The organism is Mesorhizobium sp. WSM4840 (assembly GCF_055811755.1).
This window is the reverse complement of sequence record NZ_JBVVQD010000002.1, coordinates 339,271-360,824: the sequence shown is the minus strand read 5'-3', so window position 1 is coordinate 360,824 and position 21,554 is coordinate 339,271. Positions and strand designations below refer to the sequence as shown.

The 21,554-nt window shown below is 61.3% G+C and carries 17 protein-coding genes; 13 read left to right on the top strand and 4 right to left on the bottom strand.

Translation table 11 applies throughout. The features are described from left to right. The first annotated feature begins 186 nt into the window (after positions 1-186). From AC0L3I_RS05145 to AC0L3I_RS05115, 7 genes are all read left to right on the top strand, one after another. Positions 187-1,200, top strand: a complete 1,014-nt coding sequence (locus tag AC0L3I_RS05145; protein ID WP_473484208.1) for a glycosyltransferase family 2 protein — start codon at positions 187-189, stop codon at positions 1,198-1,200. A 285-nt stretch (positions 1,201-1,485) separates the two neighbouring features. Next, a complete protein-coding gene (locus AC0L3I_RS05140) occupies positions 1,486-1,884 on the top strand; it encodes a single stranded DNA-binding domain-containing protein (protein ID WP_473484205.1) in 399 nt (132 codons plus the stop codon). Between the two features lie 178 nt (positions 1,885-2,062). Continuing rightward, positions 2,063-2,932 (top strand): endo-1,3-1,4-beta-glycanase ExoK, encoded by an 870-nt coding sequence (gene exoK, locus AC0L3I_RS05135; RefSeq protein WP_473484541.1) that lies wholly within the window; start codon positions 2,063-2,065, stop codon positions 2,930-2,932. Between the two features lie 61 nt (positions 2,933-2,993). Further along, a complete protein-coding gene (locus AC0L3I_RS05130; RefSeq protein ID WP_473484202.1) occupies positions 2,994-4,325 on the top strand; it encodes a UDP-glucose dehydrogenase family protein in 1,332 nt (443 codons plus the stop codon). 99 nt (positions 4,326-4,424) lie between these two features. After that, the gene (locus AC0L3I_RS05125) at positions 4,425-5,885 is read left to right on the top strand and encodes a GMC oxidoreductase (RefSeq protein WP_473526182.1); all 1,461 of its coding nucleotides are present in this window, start codon (positions 4,425-4,427) and stop codon (positions 5,883-5,885) included. Next, a complete protein-coding gene (locus tag AC0L3I_RS05120; RefSeq protein ID WP_123146383.1) occupies positions 5,882-6,331 on the top strand; it encodes a hypothetical protein in 450 nt (149 codons plus the stop codon). Before AC0L3I_RS05125 ends, AC0L3I_RS05120 begins: the two co-directional genes overlap by 4 nt. A gap of 79 nt (positions 6,332-6,410) precedes the next feature. Further along, positions 6,411-7,490 (top strand): glycosyltransferase, encoded by a 1,080-nt coding sequence (locus AC0L3I_RS05115; protein WP_473526181.1) that lies wholly within the window; start codon positions 6,411-6,413, stop codon positions 7,488-7,490. Between the two features lie 100 nt (positions 7,491-7,590). On the opposite strand, the gene AC0L3I_RS05110 is transcribed toward AC0L3I_RS05115, so the two are convergent. Together AC0L3I_RS05110 and AC0L3I_RS05105 are read right to left on the bottom strand one after the other, a co-directional pair. Continuing rightward, the gene (locus tag AC0L3I_RS05110; RefSeq protein ID WP_473526180.1) at positions 7,591-8,613 is read right to left on the bottom strand and encodes a phosphoribosyltransferase; all 1,023 of its coding nucleotides are present in this window, start codon (positions 8,611-8,613) and stop codon (positions 7,591-7,593) included. 38 nt (positions 8,614-8,651) lie between these two features. Beyond that, positions 8,652-10,148 carry a lipopolysaccharide biosynthesis protein gene (locus tag AC0L3I_RS05105; protein ID WP_473526179.1) on the bottom strand — a complete coding sequence of 499 codons (1,497 nt, stop codon included), beginning with the start codon at positions 10,146-10,148 and terminating at the stop codon, positions 8,652-8,654. Positions 10,149-10,337: 189 nt separating this feature from the next. Here AC0L3I_RS05105 and AC0L3I_RS05100 point away from each other — a divergent pair, with 189 nt between their 5' ends. The 6 genes from AC0L3I_RS05100 (at position 10,338) to AC0L3I_RS05075 (ending at position 18,041) form a co-directional block, all read left to right on the top strand. Further along, the gene (locus tag AC0L3I_RS05100; RefSeq protein WP_473526178.1) at positions 10,338-11,510 is read left to right on the top strand and encodes a glycosyltransferase family protein; all 1,173 of its coding nucleotides are present in this window, start codon (positions 10,338-10,340) and stop codon (positions 11,508-11,510) included. Between the two features lie 25 nt (positions 11,511-11,535). Continuing rightward, positions 11,536-12,531 carry a glycosyltransferase family 2 protein gene (locus AC0L3I_RS05095; RefSeq protein WP_473484189.1) on the top strand — a complete coding sequence of 332 codons (996 nt, stop codon included), beginning with the start codon at positions 11,536-11,538 and terminating at the stop codon, positions 12,529-12,531. Next, positions 12,531-13,481 carry a glycosyltransferase family 2 protein gene (locus AC0L3I_RS05090; RefSeq protein WP_473484186.1) on the top strand — a complete coding sequence of 317 codons (951 nt, stop codon included), beginning with the start codon at positions 12,531-12,533 and terminating at the stop codon, positions 13,479-13,481. Before AC0L3I_RS05095 ends, AC0L3I_RS05090 begins: the two co-directional genes overlap by 1 nt. Further along, positions 13,471-14,439: a glycosyltransferase family 2 protein gene (locus AC0L3I_RS05085; protein ID WP_473526177.1), complete on the top strand. Its 969-nt coding sequence runs from the start codon at positions 13,471-13,473 to the stop codon at positions 14,437-14,439. The genes AC0L3I_RS05090 and AC0L3I_RS05085 overlap by 11 nt, the downstream gene beginning before the upstream one ends. A 56-nt stretch (positions 14,440-14,495) precedes the next feature. Beyond that, positions 14,496-15,392 carry a UTP--glucose-1-phosphate uridylyltransferase gene (locus AC0L3I_RS05080; protein ID WP_473484181.1) on the top strand — a complete coding sequence of 299 codons (897 nt, stop codon included), beginning with the start codon at positions 14,496-14,498 and terminating at the stop codon, positions 15,390-15,392. A 267-nt stretch (positions 15,393-15,659) separates the two neighbouring features. After that, positions 15,660-18,041, top strand: a complete 2,382-nt coding sequence (locus AC0L3I_RS05075) for a polysaccharide biosynthesis tyrosine autokinase (RefSeq protein ID WP_473526176.1) — start codon at positions 15,660-15,662, stop codon at positions 18,039-18,041. 377 nt (positions 18,042-18,418) lie between these two features. On the opposite strand, the gene AC0L3I_RS05070 is transcribed toward AC0L3I_RS05075, so the two are convergent. Both AC0L3I_RS05070 and AC0L3I_RS05065 read right to left on the bottom strand, forming a co-directional pair. Then, positions 18,419-19,501 carry an acyltransferase family protein gene (locus tag AC0L3I_RS05070; protein ID WP_473484175.1) on the bottom strand — a complete coding sequence of 361 codons (1,083 nt, stop codon included), beginning with the start codon at positions 19,499-19,501 and terminating at the stop codon, positions 18,419-18,421. A 133-nt stretch (positions 19,502-19,634) separates the two neighbouring features. Next, on the bottom strand, positions 19,635-21,542 hold the full coding sequence (locus tag AC0L3I_RS05065; protein ID WP_473526175.1) for a propionyl-CoA synthetase: 1,908 nt from the start codon (positions 21,540-21,542) through the stop codon (positions 19,635-19,637). Between the last annotated feature and the right edge of the window lie 12 nt (positions 21,543-21,554).

Here is a 21,554-nt window from a genome sequence, read left to right as displayed (position 1 = left end):
GCGACACCGAAAGGAAAGACTGGACGGGGCGAATGATTTTGACGATGCTTTGCTTCGCACCTGCAGCATAAGCGCCGGCTGACGCTTTTTCAAACAGCCGGCAGTCGTTGAGAACGAGAGCTGCATTGGACATTCAACGGGGAAGGGCGAGGAATCGGAGCTACCGTGCAGTCGAGAGGCGAATTGATGACAGAACCCCAGGTCTGCGTGATCATCGCTGCCCGCAACGCGGCGCGGACAATCCCGGTTGCCATCGCATCGGCACTGCGCGAGCCGGAGGTGGCGGAAGTCGTCGTCGTCGACGACGCCTCTACCGACGATACCGCGAAAGTCGCTCGGGCGGCCGACGATGGCAGCGGCAGGCTTTCCGTAATCCGGCTTGACGTCAACGGCGGTCCTTCCTTCGCCCGCAACGCCGCGATCGCCAGCTCCAAATCGCCGTTCATCAGCATTCTGGACGCCGACGATTTTTTTCTTGCGGGCAGATTTCGCGAATTGTTCGCCAGCGCCGATTGGGATTTCGCTGCCGACAATATCATGATGATCAGGGACGACGCGGCCACCGACGTCTCGAAAATCGCCCCTCCGCGGTTCTCGCCCGATCCGGAGTTCCTCGATTTCGAGCGTTTCATCGAAGGCAACATCTCCAGTCGTCGTGTGCAGAGAGGTGAGTTGGGTTTCCTCAAGCCGGTGATCAGCCGTGCTTTTCTCGACCGGCATGGGCTGAACTATGACGAAAACCTGCGACTGGGCGAAGACTATGAACTCTACGCGCGCGCGGTGGCTTGCGGTGCGCGCTTCAAGGTCATCAGGTCCTGCGGCTATGGCGCGATCGTCCGCGCGGATTCCCTGAGCGGCCGGCACAAGACGCAGGATCTCAAGCGTCTGGCCGACGCGGATCTGGCGCTGCTGGCGATCGACAGTTTGCCGGAAGGTTCTAAGGCCGTGCTCAGAAGGCACGAACGGCAGGTACGCGACAAGTACCGGTTGCGAAACTTCCTCGACATGAAGAATGAGCAGGGGCTGACATCGGCTGCGGCCTACGCCCTGGCCAGCCAATCCAACCTTATCCCCATCGTCCGCGGCGTGGCCGCCGACAAGCTGGATGCGCTGTTTCGCCGCGCTGGCTTTGGCTCAAAGCAGCCTGTGCCGCCGTTGCGCTTTCTCATGGCCGCAACCAGCCCGGCCGGCGAGACTTAAGCTTGTCCGCAGCCCGTGCCATGCCGATCCTGTCAACAGGCCCTTACCCCGCCCCATTGTGATGCGAATTTCCGATTCGCCACACTAGGTGGTTGCCTACTCGCCTTGGGGATGGCATGTATGTTGCGGTGCAGCAATTTTGGTTGGCTGTTTGAATCGGCCCGAAAATGTCCCCCTGTCAGAGGAGCTGGACGATGCGACAAGGTTTTGTTGGCCCGGATGGGCACGGGGGTGGCCTCAGGCCGACCATGAGTGCCAGGCCGACCATGACAGGAAACTGAGCGGATGGTCTCGATATTCGGCTTTAGATCAAGGGATCCGGCCCGAGACAGGCAGACCGACATCTCGCGCCTTGACCGCCTGGCAAAGCTGCTTGACCAGATCGCAGCCGAGGTCGAGGCGGAGAAAAACGGCCTTGAGAATCGCTATCGGACCAAGGCCACCAACGCGGCCTTCCTGGTCGAGGCGATGGAGAATGGGGCGGTCTCCTCCAGTAGATCCGCCGAGGTCAGCGAACTGACGAAGTCGATCCTGAATTGCGAGCGGCGCATCGCGGCGCTCGCGCGCCAGAACGAATTAATGAAGGATCTCCGTCATTCGCTGGATGCAATCTTCGACGAAAGCGTCGAGCGTAGCTCCACAACCAAGGCTGATTTCGCCAAGCCGGCTGCCGGCACGGGGTGAACTTCAAGGATCCTGGGTGGCGCCACAGGCAAGGGGTTTGGTGCCACAGCAAAAGGCTGCACAGGACAAAAAAAGCAACACAAGGAAGGTATTGGCAGACGGTCAAGATCATCTCGTTTCGTCATGGTTTGAACGTCGACTTTGGGTTGGGGGCGCACAGCACAAAGGTGAGTTTGGTATGAATGCGGATCCGAAAAGCACGTCCACCCCAGCAACCGGCGACAGGCCGTTCACGCGCACGATCAGGCAAGGGAACCTGAGGCAGCTATGTTCGGACGGCGCGTTTCTGCTGGTCGCACTCGGCAGCCTGATTGCAGGCCCGACCCCTTCCCGTTCGCAGGACATCCCGACTGCGCCATCGTTCGTCGATGATTTCACCAGCTTCGACCGTGCGCGCTGGTACATTGCCGACGGCTGGACAAACGGCAAATTTCAGAACTGCACCTGGTCCAAAAGCCAGGTCAAGCTTTCCGACGGCAAGCTGACGCTCGGTTTCGAAAAGCGGAAGCTGAAGGATCGCGACTTTGCCTGTGGCGAGATCCAGACCAAGAAGCGCTTCGGCTATGGCACCTATGAGGCGCGGCTGAAAACCGATGCGGGCTCCGGCATCAACGCCGCCTTCTTCACATATATCGGCCCCACCGATAAGCAGCCGTGGGATGAAATCGACTTCGAGGTGCTGACCAAGGACACGTCCAAGGTGCAGGTCAACGCCTACATAGCCGGCAAGGGCAACAATGAGAAAGTAGTGGATGTAGCTGGCGGCACCGACAAGGCTTTCAACGACTATGCCTTCGTCTGGGAGAAAGACCGGCTGCGCTGGTACGTCAATGGCCAACTGGTGAACACGATCACCGATCCGGCAAAGCTGCCCAGCCATGCGCAAAAGATTTTCTTCAGCCACTGGGGCAGCGACACGATGAAGGAATGGCTGGGGCCGTTTTCGGATCCGGGCCGCAAGCTCACCATGCAAGTTGACCGCGTCGCATTCACGGCACTGGGCCAGCCATGCCAGTTTCCGGAATCGCTGGCATGCAGCATAAAGTAAAGACTAATCTGAACCGGCCGGACCGAAAGCGCTCCGAAGTCTTGAACAGGAATGACACCAAATGAATTTGACGGTCTTTGGAATTGGTTATGTCGGTCTCGTGCAGGCGGCGGTGCTTGCCGAAGTTGGACACCAGGTGGTGTGCGTCGACATCGACGTGAAAAAGGTCGAGCGGCTCAATCAGGGCCTCATCCCGATTTTCGAGCCCGGGCTCGAAAACCTCGTCAAGGAGAACCATGCGGCCGGCCGCATCAAGTTCACCACCGATGCCGCGGCCGCCGTCAAGCATGGCCAAATCCAGATGATCGCCGTCGGCACGCCTCCGGGCGAGGATGGTTCGGCCGACCTCAAATATGTGCTGGCCGTTGCCGAGGCCATCGGCCGGGAGATGGACGCGCCCAAGATCGTCGTGGGTAAGTCGACCGTGCCGGTCGGCACCTGCGAAAAGATAAAGGCCAAGATCGCCGCGACGCTGAAGGCGCGGGGCCGCGAGGATCTGACTTTCGACGTCGCCTCCAATCCGGAATTCCTCAAGGAGGGCTCCGCGGTGGCCGACTGCATGAAGCCCGACCGCATTATCGTCGGCACCGGCAGTGAGGATACCGAGACGGTGATGCGTGAGCTTTACGCTCCATTCAACCGCAACCACGAGAAGATGATCGTGATGGATGTGCGCAGCGCCGAGTTCACCAAATACGCGGCTAATTGCATGCTGGCGACCAAGATCAGCTTTATGAACGAAATGGCGAATCTGGCCGAGGAGCTGGGTGCCGACATCGAGGAGGTCCGCAGGGGCATCGGCAGCGATCCGCGCATCGGCTATCACTTCATCTATCCGGGCCTCGGCTATGGCGGCTCATGCTTCCCCAAGGACGTGCGCGCCCTGATCAAGACCGCGGAAGGCGTCAAGTTCGATGCCAAGCTGCTGCGCGCGGTCGAGGAACGCAACAATGAACAGAAGTCGGTCCTGTTCGACAAGGTGAACCGCTATTTCGAGGGCAATCTGAAGGGCAAGACCTTTGCGCTGTGGGGCCTGGCTTTCAAGCCCAATACCGACGACATGCGCGAGGCGCCGGCGCGTGTGTTGATGGAAGCGCTGTGGAAGGCCGGTGCCAAAGTGCAGGCTTACGATCCCGAGGCGATGCAGGAATGCCAGGCCATCTACGGACTGCGCGAGGATCTGCTCTTGTGCGGCACCAAGGAGGCAGCGCTGCGCGGCGCCGATGCTCTCATGATCGCCACCGAGTGGAAGAACTTCCAGGCGCCGTCGTTCGATGCGATGAAGGATGCGCTGATCACGCCGATCATCTTCGACGGCCGAAATCTCTACGACCCGAAGGTCATCGCTCGCTACGGCATCGAATATCACAGCATCGGCAGGATGGCGGCGTGAGACCATGCGGGAAAGGCCGGTGACAAGGCCGGCTCGGACATCAAGGACGATCACGAGGGCGCCGATGAACGCGCTCGTGTCAGCAAGGGGTCTTATCTGATGGTGTTGGGCATCAGGCCGGAACAGATCGCCAACGAACATTTTGATCTTGTCGCTGTCGGTTCCGGTTTCGGTTCGGCCTTCTTCCTGCATGCGTTCGCCAAGCAGCGAAAGGCGCGCATTCTGGTTCTGGAATGGGGCCGGCACAACACGCATGAATGGCAGCTCGAGCAGAACGTCAACACCGACATCGAGGACGAGACCACCTACAAGACCAACTCCGACAAGCCGTGGAACTACACCATCGGATTGGGTGGCGGGACGAATTGCTGGTTCGCGCAGACGCCGCGCTTTCATCCGAACGACTTCAGGCTGAAAAGCCTCTACGGGGTCGGCAACGACTGGCCGATCAGCTATGACGAGCTCGAGCCGTTCTACTGCGATGCAGAGGACGTCATGTCGATCTCAGGCGACCCCGACATGGCGGCGATGATGCCGCGTTCCAGGCCGTTTCCCCAACCACCGCATCGCATGTCGACGCCGGACCGGATGATGAAAGCGGCGCAGCCGGACCAGCATTTTGTCGTGCCGACAGCCAGGGCGCGGGTGCCGACCGCGCAGCGGTCTTCGTGCTGCGCCAATTTGCGATGCGGGTTATGCCCGGTCGACGCGAAGTTCACCGCCAACAACAGCCTGATGCACGTCTTCGAGCATCCCGACGTTTCGGTCTGCCTTGGCGCTGAAGTGCGCCGGCTCGACCATGTCGGCGGATCGGTCCGTTCGGTCGCATTCGTTCATGAGGGCAAGGAGTATTCGGTCAGGGGCGATCTTTTCATTCTGGGCGCCAATGCCATCCAGAGCCCGGCGATAATGTTGCGGTCGGGCCTATCGGGCGAATTCGTCGGGCGCGGCCTGCACGAATCCTACGGATGGAACTTCGAAGCCTATCTCGACGGTGTCGACAATTTCGACGGAAGCACCATCACCACCGGCTTGAATTTCGGCCTTTATGACGGCCCTCACAGATCAGACCATGCGGCGGCGCTGGTCTATTTCGAAAACCGCTGGCAACACGGGATGCGCCCCGAAAAGGGACGTGTCCGTCAGACGCTTCCCCTCATCATTGTCACCGAAGACCTGCTCGACCCGGAGAATCTCGTGGTCCTCGACGAGGATGAAAACGCCTTCGTCAGTTTCAATGGGGCATCCGACTACGCGGTCAAGGGCATGGCGCGGGCAAAGGAGAAATTGCCGGCGCTTCTGGCTCCGCTGCCGGTCGAAGAGATTTTCGATCGCGGCATCCGGCGGACCGAGTCGCACGTCCAGGGCACGTTGAGGATGGGCGTGAGCCCGGCGGATTCGGTTGTCGACCGCGACATGATCCACCATCGGCTCAGGAACCTTGTTGTCGTCGGCTCGAGCACATATCCAAGCTGCTCCTGTGCGAACCCGAGCCTGACCGCGGCAGCCCTCTCCTTGCGGGCGGCGAGCCGGATAGCGGGAAAGGAAATGGCCGGATGATCAAGCTTTCGCGACGCGCGGCACTGGCCATCATGGCTGGCGGAGTTGCTTCGACCGGCATCGCCTACGCCGCCGTTTCCTCGCTTTCGGATGAGGACCTGGTGCGCGTCACGCTCGAAAGATATTTCGGCAGGCTGAACATGCGCATCGAGCATATGCAGCAGTTCGTTTTGGAGTTCCAAAAGCGGAATCCCTGGATATTTCCAAACGAAAAGCTGGGCGATGCGGTCACTCTGCTTGAGGCGCTGAAATTGGGCGCCGCCCGCCGGTTGCTGCCCGAACGGAAAAAAGAGGATCTGGGGCATTTCGACCGCTGGGTCATTGCCGAGTTCCATATGCTGACCGACTACGCCCGGCGCAGTTCGCCAACCGACCCGATCCGATTCACCGGATGGCAGCCATGCACCAATCCGTTCGCCAATTTAGAGATGCAGCAGGGTGCCTGAAGGCGGGTTGCAGTCACCATCCGTAAACAAGCGATCCGTCATCGTCCGTAAACTTGAGAATGCGACAGGAGCCGAAACCATGAAAGTGCTTTTTGCAGGCGGCAACGGTTACACGCCCCAGTTCAGCGGCGGTGTCCAGTCCAGCACTCATCATCTTGCCGAGCAGCTGCTCGAGCGCGGACATGAGGCGTCGGTGCTCGCCGCGCTGTTCGGCCAGGGCGTCTTCGGCTACAAGGCGCGCGCCAAGATGAAGCTTCTGAGGCAGCGAGCGGTCATCGACAGCTATCCGGGCTATCCGGTCGTGCGGGCTTGGTTTCCCTGGGAGGCGGCGGGTTTTGCCGTCGAAAAGCTGAGGCCGGACGTCGCCGTGGTCCAGTGCCACAAGTCGGTTCCGATCGGCAAGGCGCTGCAGGCCGAAGGCGTACCGCTGGTCGTGTATCTGAGGAATGTCGAGTTTCATGAATTGGGCGGCGATCTGCGCGAGCTGCATTCGGCGCTTTACATCGCCAATTCCGAGTTCACGGCGCGCTCCTACAAGGCAAAATTCGATATCGATTCGACGGTTATACCGCCGACCATCAATCCCGCACTCTACAGCACGCCGACGACGGGTGCGTTTGTCACGCTGATCAACCCCTATGAGGAAAAAGGTTTCGAGCTTGCGGTGCGCATCGCCGCCGCCTGCTCCGAAATCCCGTTCCTGTTCGTCGAAAGCTGGAAGCTCGATGACGATCATCGGGCCCGGATCGAGCAGACGATCGCGCCGCTCGGCAACGTCACGCTGGAGAGCCGGACCAGCGATATGAAGACGGTCTATGGCCGCACGAAAATCCTGCTCGCACCCAGCAAATGGGAAGAGGCCTGGGGCCGAGTGGCGTCGGAAGCGCATTGCAGCGGCATTCCTGTCGTCGGCTCGCGTCGTGGTGGCCTGCCCGAAGCGGTCGGCTCCGGTGGCGTGGTGCTGGACTACGACGCCCCACTCGCCGACTGGGTGGCAGTGGTCAGGCGTCTGTGGACCGACAGCCAGGAATATCGGCGGCTTTCCGCGGCGGCGCGTGCATTCTCCGAGCGCCCGGAACTCGATCCGGCGGGTCAGTTCGCGACCTTCTTCTCGATGCTAGAGAGGGCGACACGACACCCATCGCGGCAAGCCGCCTAATGCATGTCGCCCAAAAGTGCGTAGCGGTTTTGGGACAATGACTGCATAAAACAAACCTTCAAGCGCGTCGCGTGACGCGCTTGAAGTCCCGAAACCAGGTTCAGGCCGGTCGTTTGACCCGGCTCTTGAGCGTCTCGTAGCCGCGTTTGCCAAGCAGCGTGCGCGCGACGGTCTTGATCGCCGTCTTGCGCCCGTCGGGCGAACTGATCTCCTGCAATCTGTCCGGAAGGTTGCGTGCCGTCTGTCGAAGTGCCGGAAGCGACAACGTGTCGGGATAATTTATCACATGCGTTTCCACGCACAGCACCGGTTTGCCGGAAAGCTTGGCGATTTTTAGCGCCTGCTGGTGCTCGCTTTCGATGAACAGGATGGCATCGGATTTGCGGTAGAAATCGGCCTTGAAACTGCCATGCACGCCAAGCCGTTGCCGTTCCGCCTTGCTCGGCAGGTCAAGCATGATCAGCTTGTCGTATTCGATGCCGTGCTTTGCGAGCCATGCTTCGGTAAGCGCGCGGTATCTCTCGAGCCGGCTGGTGACGAGCCAGCCGATCTTGCGGGTCGGGCCAAAGAGAGGCAGTGCTTCGCTCAGAAATTTCTCATAGGCCGGGCCGTCGTCGTTCTCTGCTTCGGTCGGATCCAGGCAGAGCACACCGTCGATGTCGACGCAGCATTGCGCGAGGAATTTGTGGTGCATGAAATTCCACTGGAACATCCTTGGATGCGGCACGACTTCCAAGACGATGTCGGTTTCCTCGTGCTGTGGCAGCAGGCCGAACACAGCGGCAAAGGTGAAATCCGCCTTGATGCCGGCGGCCTCTACGCGGCTGCGTGCCTCGCGCATGGCGGCGCCGCCGCTGACGCTGTCGTCGATCACCAGAACCTTGCGCATGTCGGAAGCCTGCCGGTCGAGTGCGGCCCGGCGTTTGGTGACCCCCGAAGTATAGATCTTTCCGGCAAGGAAACTGTCCAGATCGGTCATCGGGATGTTCGCCGTCAGGCTGAGCAGCGTGGCGGCGAGAATGCCGCTTCGGGGAACACCGACCACCAGGTCGATATCGCGCGGCAACCGGTGAAGGTTCCTGACAATGGCATCGTTCATGTCGGAGATCGATCGGTAGTGCATGGGATCAGGCCTGGTCCTCGTATGGATGTCCGTGCAAGTTACTTCGCCTCGCTTGGTGCCGCCGTGGGCGCCCGTGCCGGCAGGAGCTTCAGTGCCTCCCGAAACGCCTCGCGGCCGGAAGCAAACGCTAGGGCGACCACGATGGTGATCATGTAGGATAGCACCACCGCGCTTGCCATGGCGAGGATGTGCTGTAGCGGCAGCAGCGGCTTGGCGAACCAGATAGCGGCAAGCGCCAGATGTGCACCAAGCACGAAGGGCGTTGCCGCGCGAAGAATATGGCTTGCCCGCAGCGGCCCGGTCTTGCCGATATAGAGCCACAGGAAAGGCGTTCTGAGATACTCGCTGACTGCATAGGCGATCGCCACGCCCAGCGCGCCATAGGGCAGGCCGACGATGAAGGCCAGCACCGAGGTCAAGGCTGTTATGATGCCCCAGCGCATAAAATCGCCCGAGCGGCCCTGGCTGATGAAAAGCCATCCCGCCGGGTTGTTGAGCGGCTGCAGCAGCCCGGCAAAACCGAGTGCCAGGAAGATGCTGGAACTCTGCCGCCACTGCTCGCCGAGCACGAACGGTATCAGCACGTCGGCCATGGCGGTGGCGAAGGCGACACCTGGAAGTGCAACCAGCAAGATCAGCGGCATGACGCGAAGATAGGCGCTGCGGTAGCGGTCCGGCTCGTCCTTCAGCCTGGAAAGAGCCGGCACCATGACCTTCGACAGCGGGTTGGTGATCTGGCTCAGCGGAAACAGAAGCAGCTTGTAGGCGCGGTCATAGAGCCCAAGCTGCGCTTCGCCCCAGTATTTTCCGATCAGCACATTGTCGAGATTTCGGGCAAAGAAGTTGGCGAAGTTGAATCCGGTGATGCCGGCGCCGAAATTGATCAGCTCGCTGATGCCGCCAACCTTGCGCGGCAGGCTGGGGCGCCATCGCGAGCTTGCCCAGAAGCAAATCGTGGGCAGTACGGCTGCTGTCAGCGTGCCAGCAAAAAGCGCCCAGTAGGAACGGTCGATGAAAGTCCAGGCGATCGACACGACGAGGCCGGCGATGGCACTTGCGACGTCGATGATGGCCAGGCGGGCGAACTGCATGCGGCGTGTCAGCAGCGCCAGATGCTGGGCGCCGAGCCCATAGGCTATGATCTGCAGCCCGAGCGCGGCCACCAGATCTGCCACCCGCGGCTCGCCGTAGAAGGCGGCGACCAGAGGCGCCGCGCCGACGAGCACGCAAGCGAGTAACACGCTGACCGCGACATTGATCCAGAAAAGGTAATTGATCTCTTCATGCTTGATTCCGCTTTTCTGGATCGTCGCCTGGGTTAGGCCAAAGTCCTGGAACAGCGCGATGAAGGCAAGCACCGGCGCACACATTGCCACCACACCGAAGTCGTGCGGCGACAGCAGGCGCGACAGCACGATGACGGACGCGACCTGCGTCGCGACCCGCACCGATTGCGCCAAAGCCGTGACGATAGCGCCGCGTCCGACCGATCTTCGGAGAGAGCCCTCTGGCGGATCGAATGCATTGGCTTGCAAATTCAGGATCCCTGATTTTTGTGCCGGTCCCAATATCCGACCCATGGCCGATGCCACCATCAAACTACGGCATTAATTTTGCAGTGCAACAAAAAACATGGATTCCTGCCTAGCTGCACCAAAAATGTTGCGATGCAGCAAAAGCTGTACTAGGGTTTTTCCGGGCGGGCCAACAGCGGTCGAGTTTTCATGCTGCATGTCTTGTACTTGGTACACGACGTCTCCGATCCGGCAGTGCGCCGGCGGATCATAATGCTCAAGGCAGGCGGCGCCCAGGTCACACTGGCGGGCTTCCGTCGGACTGTAAGCCCGATCGCCGATGTCGAGGGCTTGCGGCCGATCGATCTTGGCGCGACGCGCGACGGTCGATTCGCCCAGCGTCTGGCAGCAGTCACAAAGGCGGCGGTCTCGATCGGTTCGAAACTAGGTTCGATGCCAAGACCCGACCTCATCGTCGCACGCAATCTGGAAATGCTGGCGCTTGCCCGGCGTGCCAGATCGGCGTTCCAGGCAACGGTGCCGATCGTCTATGAGTGTCTCGACATCCATCGTCTGATGCTTCGCGACGACTTTCTGGGCAGGGCCATGCGCGGCGCGGAACGCTATCTGGCCAGGGATGTAAAGCTGCTGGTCACCAGTTCGCCGGCCTTCATCGCCAATTATTTCAAGCCATTCGGGCAGATTGCTGCGCCGGTCGAACTGCTCGAAAACAAATATTTCGAGATTGCCGCGGTTTCGCTGGATGATCGCACAGCGGTGGAGGCCCCCATCCCTCCGCCCTGGCGGATCGGCTGGTTCGGCGCACTCCGATGCCGCCGCTCCCTAGAGCTTCTGGCCGAATTTTCCCGACGGCTCGAGGGCCGCTTCGAAATCATCCTCAGAGGCCGTCCGGCGCTTTCCGAATTTCCGGATTTTCACGGTTTCGTTGAATCCGAGCCCTGGCTCTCGTTCGGCGGGCCCTATCGGAATCCCGAGGATATGGCTACGATCTACCGTGAGGTCCATTTTTCCTGGGCCATCGATTTTTTCGAGCAGGGGCTGAATTCCGAATGGCTGCTGCCCAACCGCCTCTACGAGGGCTGCCGCTTCGGCGCCGTGCCGATCTCGATGGGCAACACCGAAACTGGCCGGTTCCTCGACCGGCAGGGGATCGGCGTTCTTTTGCCTCAAGCCACTCCCGAGGCACTCGAAGCCGCCCTGGGCGAACTGGAGGAGCATCGTTTCGGGAAATTGCGGGCGCGTGTTCTTGCCCGCAATCCGCGAACCTGGAGCCACGACCGCAGCGATTGCCGGGCGCTCGTCGAGAAGCTTCGCAGGTTGACGGCCGTGCCCGATTCATATGCTGCCAAGGCACTGGCTTAGGATGGCGTTGGATGGACATGGGCCAATGATGCAGACCAAAATTCTTCCGTCCGGCCTGATCGTGATTCCGTGCCTGAACGAAGCGTCTCACATCGGCGCGCTTGTTCACGAGCTTCGCCCGGCGGCCGAGAGGCTCGGTGCCCGGATCATCGTTGCCGATGGCGGCAGCAGGGACGGCACAAGGGCGATCGTCGAGGAGATCGCCGGCAAGGATCCGCGGATCATCCTTCTTCACAACGAAAAGCGCCTCCAGAGTGCGGCGATCAATCTCGCCGTGGCCAGTTATGGCGAAGGGGCTGAATATGTCATTCGCATCGACGCGCATGGCGGCTATTCCCCGGATTATTGCGATCGGCTGGTCGAGGAGGCGCGGATCACCGGCGCGGATTCGGTCGTCGTCTCCATGCTGACCAGCGGCAGCGGTATGGTGCAGAAAGCGGTGGCGGCTGCACAGAATTCCAAGCTCGGCACTGGCGGCTCCAAGCACCGGCATCTCTCAGTGGGAGAGTGGGTCGATCACGGCCACCATGCGCTGATGCGAATATCGGCCTTCAAGGCGGTGGGCGGCTATGACGAGACGTTCAGCCACAACGAGGATGCGGAACTCGACTACCGGCTGCGCAAGGCCGGTTACCGGATCTGGATGAGCGGCAAGACGCAAATGATCTATTACCCGCGCTCGTCGCTCGCCGACCTCTATTTCCAGTATCTCGGCTATGGCCGCGGCCGGGCAAAGAACATTCTCAAGCACCGCATGATACCGAAGGTCCGGCAGATGGTACCGCTTCTGGTGTTCCCAGTCGTCCTTCTCGCTGCTTTTTCCTTCGTGCATTGGCTGGCAATCACGCCGCTGCTGGTGTGGGCGTCGGTCTGCCTCGGCTATGGCGCGTGGACCGCGATCAGCCAGCGCACTCCGGACAGTGCGCTTGCCGGGATTTCGGCGATGGTCATGCATTTCGGCTGGTCCGTCGGCTTCTGGCTGCAACTGCTTGGACCCCGATCACAGCGTAGAGTGGCGTGATGGGTGTGGCCGAAAAAAACCGCAGCATTGACATCTGCGTCTGCACCTTTCGGCGGCCGGAGCTTGCTGACACGCTTCGCTCGATAGCCGCCCTTGACGTGCCTTCGGGATACGACATCCGCGTCATCGTGGCCGATAATGATGACGGCCCGACGGCAGAGCTGCTGGTGGCGACGTTGGCGGAGACGTTGAAGTTGCCGATCAGCTACCATCATTGCCCGGCGCGCAACATCTCGATCGCCCGCAACACCTGCCTCGACGCCAGCACGTCGGATTTCGTCGCCTTCCTCGACGACGACGAAACGGCATCGTCCAGATGGCTCGCCGAACTGGTGGCGACGGCGGAGGTGAGTGGCGCCGCCGCAGTGCTCGGGCCGGTGCGGGCGCGCTATCGGCCGGACGCGCCCGACTGGATGCGCCGCGGCGATTTCCACTCGACCCTGCCCGTCTGGGTGCGCGGCGAGATCCGTACCGGCTACACCTGCAACGTCCTGCTCAGGATGGGCGCCGACTGCCTCCGCGGCCGACGGTTCAGCCTGGCGCGTGGCCAGACCGGCGGCGAGGACACCGAATTCTTCGATCATATGGTCAAGGAAGGCGGCCGCATCGCCTTTTCGCCGCAGGCCTGGGTCGATGAAGTGGTGCCGCGCGCCAGGGCCGCATTCGACTGGCTCCGCCGCCGCCGGTTCCGCGCCGGGCAAACGCATGGGCACCTTCTGGGGCGCGACGCGAATGGGCTCGCGCTGGTGAGGCAAGTTGGTCTTGCCTCGGCAAAGGCGGTCTTTTGTTTCGCATCGGCAATCCCGGTCGCCATCAATCCCGTGCGCAGGAACCGCAGCGTGCTGCGCGGCGTCATGCATGTCGGCGTCGTGAGCGGTCTCGTCGGTGTGCGTGAAATCCGCCAGTACGGCCTGCCCTCGCCGCAGGAAGGGGGCAAGCATGCAGCCTGACGTCACCTTTGTCATTGCCGCCTACAATGCGGAACTGACCATCGAGCGGGCGATCGCCAGCGCCATCGCCCAGCGCGATGTCAGCGTCGAAATCATCGTCGTCGACGACCAGTCGCGCGACCGGACGCTCGCTCTGGCGCGATCCTACCCCCAAGACATCGTACGCGTTGTCGCACTTGAGCAAAACCGTGGTCCCGGCGGCGCCAGGAATGCCGGCCTTGAGCTTGCCCGCGGCAGGTGGGTCGCGGTCCTCGATTCCGATGACGCGGTCTATCCCGGGCGAGTCTGCACCATGATTGACCGTGCGGAGAAAGCGGGCGCCGAGATCGCGGTCGACAATCTCCAGGTCGTTCGCGAGGACGGCGTTGCCGAAGAGACGATGTTCCCGGCCGACTACCTGGAGGGGCTCGGTGAAATCTCGCTGGCGGACTATATCGCCGGCAACGTGGTCTTCGAATCCAGGTTCAATCTCGGCTATCTCAAACCGATTTTCCAGCGACGCTTCCTGAGCGAAAACGGGCTTCGCTATGACGAAGGCCTGATCATCGGAGAAGATTACATCCTGCTGGCCAGTGCTCTGGCCAAGGGCGGCAAATGCGTGGTCGAGCCGACGACCGGCTATGTCTACCACATCCGGACCGGCTCCATTTCCCGCGTGCTTGAACTTCATCACGTCGAGGCGATGCGCAAGGCCGACCTCGTTTTCGCCAGGACCCATTCGATGGACGCAGCCGCCGAGGCCGCTTTCGCGAGGCGCACGCGCAGCCTGCGCAAGGCGGCGTCTTTCCTTTCGTTGGTCCAGCACATCAAGGCCCGATCCCCCCTCAAGGCGGTGTGGACGGTGCTCAGCGATCCGGCGGCGGTTCGGCATATGGGAATGCCGATCGCCGTTCGGCTGCGAAGGGTGGCGGCGCAATTTGCCGCGGGTGCGGGGGAGGTGAAGAGTGCAGGCAGCTGAAAAACAGTTTGGCGGCCTGCGACAGGTTGAAGTGATCTCCTCAGAAGGAATATGCAATGAAGAAAGTCAGGAAGGCAGTCATACCGGTAGCGGGGCTTGGAACGCGATTCCTGCCGGCGACCAAATCGATGCCGAAGGAAATGCTGCCGGTCGTCGACAGGCCTGTCGTGCAATACGCGGTGGACGAGGCGTTCGAAGCCGGCATCGAGCACATTGTCTTCGTGACGGGCCGCAACAAGGCGGTCATTGAGGATTATTTCGATCTGCATCCCGAACTGGTCGGGACCTTGGAGCAGACCGGCAAGACGGCTCAGCTTCAGGCGCTCGAAAGCCTGCTTCCCGTGGCTGGCGCGACGAGCTTCATCCGGCAGCAGTCGCCGCAAGGTCTCGGCCATGCGGTATGGTGCGCCCGGGAGGTCATCGGCGATGAGCCTTTTGCGTTGCTGTTGCCGGACATGGTGTCCTTCGGCGGGCGCGGATGTCTCGCCGAAATTGCCGACCTCTATGCGCAGACCGGTGGAAACGTTATCGCTGTCGAGCGCTGTGATCCGACCGAGACCAGCAAATATGGCATTGTCGGCTGCGGCGCGGATGTCGGCTCGGGTTTCGAGGTCACCGCCATGGTCGAAAAGCCGGCTCCGGCCAATGCGCCGTCGAACTACTACATCAACGGCCGCTACATCCTGCAGCCCGAGATCTTCGCGCTGCTCGGCAATCAGCAGCGCGGCGCCGGCAACGAGATTCAGCTGACCGACGCCATGGTCCGCCTTGCGCAGAGCCAGGCTTTCTTCGCCCAGCCCTTCAACGGTCGAATGTTCGACTGCGGCTCGAAGGAGGGGTTCATCCAGGCCAATGTCGCATTCGCGCTGGCGCGTGACGACATGAAGGGGTCGATCTTCGAGATGCTTCAGGAGTTCGTCCGGTCGCATGAGCGCCGGGTGGAAGCCGCATAAAGCCCATTATTTGGGAGCATTAGCAAATGGATGATGACGCAAGACACGCCGGTATGTTTTGCTGCCCAGGTCTCGCGGTGTCTGGCATGAAGCTTGCATCGTAGATATGCTGATGCTCTCGATTTTGCTCTAGCGTCTGCAACTTGAGCATCGGACCCAAAGTGGAGACCGGTTTTGGGAAAATCCGATGTTCGACAAAAATAGAGCGGCGGCACAGTTCGACTTGAGAGACCGCCGCTCTAGGTACAAACTAGAATTGGACCGAAGATGAATTATGCCAATTTTCCTCTCGACAAGAGGAAGCCATTGCCGAGTTCGGACGCAGTCAGCGCCGAAGACTTTATCGATGTCGAGCGCTTGCTCGGCATGGCAGCAAGGCAGGCAAAGGTTGTTGCGGCATGCGCCGCCATCGGACTTTTTCTGGGCGTGCTCTATTTGCAGACCACGCCTCCCACCTATATGGCAATGAGCCGCGTGCTGATCGACGAAGGCTTGAACAAGGTCGTTGATGAGGTCTCGGCGGCGTCGGTGAGCATGCAGACCGACTCCGCCATTTTGAGCCAGATTGAAATTCTCCACTCGGCGAGGCTGGCGGCGGTGGTCGTCGACAAGCAGAAGCTCGATCAGAACGACGCTTTCATGGACCCTCCGACGTCGGCCGTGTCGAAAGCTGCCGATTTTGTGCGCGGCGTGGTCCGGTATTTCCGTCCCAGTCCCGCCGTGGGTACTACCGACGTTACTCAGCTTGATCCGACGACGCGTGACGCGATGATTGCGTCGTCACGCCGCGATTACGCTATCCTCAAACTGCAAAACGAGGTGCAAGCCGAGCGCATCGGTCGAAGCTATGTGATCTCCATCGCCTACCAGGCGACGGACCCCGCTCTTGCGACCGCGGTCACCAAAGCCTATGCCGACGCCTATCTCGCGGATCAGCTCGATGCGAGCTTCGATGCGACCGAGCGGGCGGCGGTCTGGCTGCAAGGCCGGCTGACGGAGCTTCGCGAAAGTTCCCAGGCAGCGGCGCTCGCCGTCGAGAAGTTCAGGGCCGAACATGGGCTGGCCGTCGATGACGGCCAGTTGATCAGTGACAAGCAACTGTCGGACCTCAATGGCCAGCTCATTGAGGCGCAGGCCGATACCGCCCGCGCCAGCGCCCGTTACCAGCAATACAAGTCGATCGTCGAAAGCGGTTCGGACAACGCATTCAGGGACGCCGCCATATCCGCCGACCAGCCGAGCAACTCGGTCATTTCAACGCTCAAGACCCGCTATCTCACTGTCGCCAAGCGGCAGCAGGATATCGAAGCCAATTTCGGGGCTGAGCATCCCCAGGCGGTCGCACTTGCCAAGGAAAAGGCCGACATTTCGGCGCAGATTTTCGGCGAGCTGAAGCAATTGACCGAAAGCTACCGCAACGAATACGAAGTCGCTCTCGCACGCGAGACGGCGCTCCGCGCAAATGTCGCGCTAGCGGCTGGCAAGAGTTCCATCGACAACCAGTCGAAGGTCAAGCTGCGCGAATTGGAGCAGAAGGCAACCGCGCTGTCGACGCTCTATCAGACGTTCCTTGGCCGCTACGAGGAAGCGTCCCAGCAGCAATCCTTCCCGGTCGGCAAGATCCGCGTCATCTCCGACGCGACGCTGCCGAAGTCCGCGGCAACCCCGCGCATGTCCATAGTGCTGGGACTTTCGCTTGTTCTTGGCATGATGATGGGAGCCGGGGTTGGCGGCCTGAATGAATTCAGGGAACGGTTCTTCAGGACCGGCGAAGACGTTCGCGATCGCGTCGGCCTCAAATTCCTCGGCTACCTGCCGATCATCGGCAGCAAGGTCGTCAAGGATGACAGGCGCGATGACGGTCAGGCGGACCTCAAAACCGCTCACTCACCGTCGGTCGCTGAAAGGCGCGCGCGCATGCGGGTGAGCATCGACGCTCCAGCATCGATGTTTTCCGAAACGCTCCGCAGCGCCAAGATTGCCTTCGACGTCGTGATGGAAGGGCAAGGCAGCCGGGTCATTGGCGTAGTCTCGGTCCTTCCCGGCGAGGGCAAGTCGACCGTGGCGGCGAATCTGGCCGGATTGCTTGCCGCCAACGGGTCGAAAACCCTGCTGGTGGACGGCGACCTGCGCAACCCCGGCCTCAGTCGCAGCCTTGGCATGGAGGCCGAGCAAGGCCTTATGGAAGCGGTGGTGAGTGGGCAGACCTGGCAGTCCGTCGGCAAGATCGACCGGCAGACGAAGCTGGCGATCGTCCCGGCCGTCCCGCGCGGTCATTTCTCGCACACTAGCGAGCTTCTGTCGTCGGCCGGAATGCGGCGTTTCATCGACAACGCCAAGGAAACCTTCGAATACATCATCGTCGACCTGCCGCCGCTCGGACCGGTGGTCGATGCCAAGGCCTTTGCCCCGCTTGCCGACGGCTTCGTGCTCGTGACCGAGTGGGGGCGCACGCCGCGTGCGATGGTGCAATCCATACTGAGCTCGGAATCCTATATCGCCAACAAGATCGTCGGCGTCGTCTTGAACAAAGTCGATTTGAAGAAGCTGGCGAAGTATGGATCGATCGGCGCCTCGGAAAAATTCTTCGACAGATATTCGAGCTACTATCTGGAAAAATCGGAAGCGCGGACGAAGGCAAACACCTGAGGCGGTATACAAGAACGAATGTTGAGCACGGCGTCGTCGTCCTGCGCGGCGAGACCGATACCGAGCCTGATGCTGGCGCATGAATGCCCTCGAACAGAGCATGATCGGCAGCCTTGCGCATGAAGCTGACTTGGTCGGCGGGAATGTCGCTTCTGGTGCTGGTCGATCTCCTCGCTTGACCCGAGAGGTCGCCGAACCGCGCCGGGTCGACACGGTTGGAAAAAGGGCTCACCACTGCAGAAGATGATCCACGATAGAAAATAATTCTCGCTTGGGAAGTCGCGTCGTCATGCCGCAAAAGCGTGGACACCAATTTTCGCGCCGCACGTTCACAGCAGGACTTTGCAGCCAGGAACCGGCGTGACACGCCGGCGCGGTTACGCGGCCTTGAGCCGATAGCGGAAGATGGTGTGGTCGAGCAGAAGCCGGATTCGCGGTTCGGCCTCGATCGCAATCAGCCAGCTCGCGGCGATCATGGTCGCGCCGACGATGACCACCGAAAGCAGGTATGGCACTCCCGCGCGCATCAAGGCCCCGAGAATAGCCGCGCCGACGACATTATGGATCAGATAGAGAGGGTAGGTCATCAGCCCGATCCGACGCCAGCCGCGCCAGGACAGGTCGAGCCGTAACGACCACGCCATCAGCGCCATGGCAGCGAGAAACAGGACGATCGGCGGCGCGTAGGGCATCGCGGCTTCGACCTTGATGCTGCGGACGTCGACAGCACTGACGATCTGCAGCACGCCGCCGGCCACGAACAAGGCGCAGAAAACAAGGCGGGCGGGCGTCACTGCCTTGAAACGCATCAGCCAGAGCAGCACACCTGTCGCGAAAAAACATCCGTGATGCACCAGGAGCAGGTCGAGCCAGCGCGCCTCGGCAAGGTCCGACCAGTCGAATGGATAATACAGGCACCAAAAAAGCGTGCTGATCGCGCCGAGCGCAACTGCCACCGCTTCCATCAGATCGAAGCGGCCGAGCCGCAGCAGGATCCAGACGACGGCATAAAAGGCGATCTCGATGCCGAGCGTCCAGTAGACGCTGTCGACCCAGGGGTTGAACGGAACGAACAAGGCGGTGCGCAAGAGCCTGGTGACAGCGTCCGTCGGCCAACTGAGATCGACGAAAAGCAGCACCATCACGGTGACTGGCGCGCAGATCCAGACGGCCGGCGCCAATCGTTTCACCCTTGCCTCGAAAAACCGCAGCGGTGTCGAATGCTCGGCGCTGAAGGCGATGACGAAGCCGCTGATGACGAAGAATATCTGGACGCCGACCCATCCGAATTGGACCAGCCCGCCTATTTCCGGATGGGTCGGGATGCCGCCCGTCGCGCGCGCCGAAACGCCCTCCGGGAACGCCCACACCCAGAAGCCGTAGTGGTAGAACATCACGAGGACGGCGGCGAGAAAACGCAGGATGTCGATGCCGCCGAATGTGGTTTTTTGCTGAGCCATGCCGTGCCTTCGGAATGGCCCCCCACGCAAAGTTTAAGGGCTATTGCTGCATTGCACAACAGACGATTGCAGTGCAGGATGAATTCGTGAATTCGTCCCACGCCGCGATCCGCCTGCCGCGCTCCGAAAGCAACTAAAGCCCGATGCCGCGCCCTTTGAGCGCCGCAGTGATCTCGTCGAGAATGGCCGGGTCGTCGATGGTCGCCGGCATCGTCCATCCTTCCTTGTCGGCAATCTTCTGCATGGTGCCGCGCAGGATTTTGCCGGAGCGCGTCTTTGGCAGGCGCTTGATCGTCACCACCGTCTTGAGGGCGGCGACCGGGCCGATCCGCTCGCGCACCAGGGTGACCACCTCGGCCTCGATGGCGCCGCTGTCACGCGCGACACCCGCATTCAGCACCACGAAGCCGAGCGGAACCTGGCCCTTCATCGCATCGGCGATGCCGATGACGGCGCATTCGGCAACGTCGGGATGCGCGGCCAGCACCTCCTCCATGGCGCCGGTCGACAGCCGGTGGCCGGCGACATTGATGATGTCGTCGGTCCGGGCCATGACGAACAAATAACCGTCCTCGTCCATCATGCCGGCATCCGCCGTTTTGTAGAAGCCGGGGAATTCGTCGAGATAGGCTTGGCGAAACCGGTCATCGGCATTCCACAGCGTCGGCAGGCAGCCGGCCGGCAGCGGCAGCTTGACGACGACATTGCCCAACGTGCCGCGCGGGACTTCGTGCCCGGCATCGTCGAGCACGCGAATGTCGTAGCCGGGCATCGGCACGCCGGGCGAGCCATATTTCATCGGCAGCAGGCCCAATCCGGCTGGGTTGATCGTCATCGGCGAGCCGGTCTCGGTCTGCCACCAATGGTCGATCACCGGCACGTTCAGTTTCTGCTCCGCCCATTTGATGGTTTCCGGATCGGCGCGCTCGCCGGCGAGGAACAGCGTGCGGAACTTCGACAGGTCGTATTTCGGAACGAATTCGCCCTTGGGGTCCTGTCCCTTGATGGCGCGGAAGGCGGTCGGCGCGGTGAACAGCGCGACGACTCCATGCTCGGCGATCACCCGCCAGTAGGTGCCGGCGTCCGGCGTGCCGACCGGCTTGCCCTCGAACAGGACGGTTGTGCAGCCATGCAGCAGCGGGCCGTAGACGATGTAGGAATGGCCGACCACCCAGCCGACGTCGGAAGCCGCCCAGAACACCTCGCCCGGCTTGACGCCGAACTCGTTCTCCATCGACCATTTCAGCGCAACCATGTGGCCGCCATTGTCGCGCACGATGCCCTTGGGCTGGCCGGTCGTTCCGGACGTGTAGATGATGTAGAGCGGATCAGTGGCGAGCACCGGAACGCAGTCGACATTGGCGCCCGCGGCCCGCTCGCGGGCGACGGCGTCGGCATAGTCGATGTCATGGTTTTCCCTGAGCTCGCAGCGCAGTTGGTCGCGCTGCAGGATGAGGCAGGCCTCGGGCTTATGCCGCGACATCTCGATCGCCGTGTCGAGCAGCGGCTTGTAGGCAACGACGCGCCCCGGCTCCAGGCCGCAAGAGGCGGAAATGATCAGCTTCGGCCTGGCGTCGTCGATGCGCGTGGCGAGCTCGTGCGAGGCAAAGCCGCCGAAAACGACCGAATGCACGGCGCCGATCCGGGCGCAGGCAAGCATGGCGAAGGCCGCTTCCGGCACCATCGGCATGTAGATGATGACTCGATCGCCTTTTTGGACGCCGCGGTTCTTCAGCACCGACGTCAGCGCGATCACCTCGCGTTTCAGTTCGGTATAGGTGAATTTCCTGATCGTGCCTGAAATCGCGCTGTCATGGATCAGCGCGGTCTGATCGGCGCGGCCACCCGCCACATGGCGGTCGACGGCGTTGAAGCAGGTGTTGCAGGAGGCGCCGCCAAACCAGCGCCCATAGACGCCGGCATTCGGATCGAAGACCGTGTCGAACGGTGAGAACCAGTCGATGGCTTTGGCCGCATCCGCCCAGAATTTTTCCGGGTCGCGTTTCCAGCCGTCATAGACCTCGTGGTAGCGTGACGCCATCCGGCTTACTCC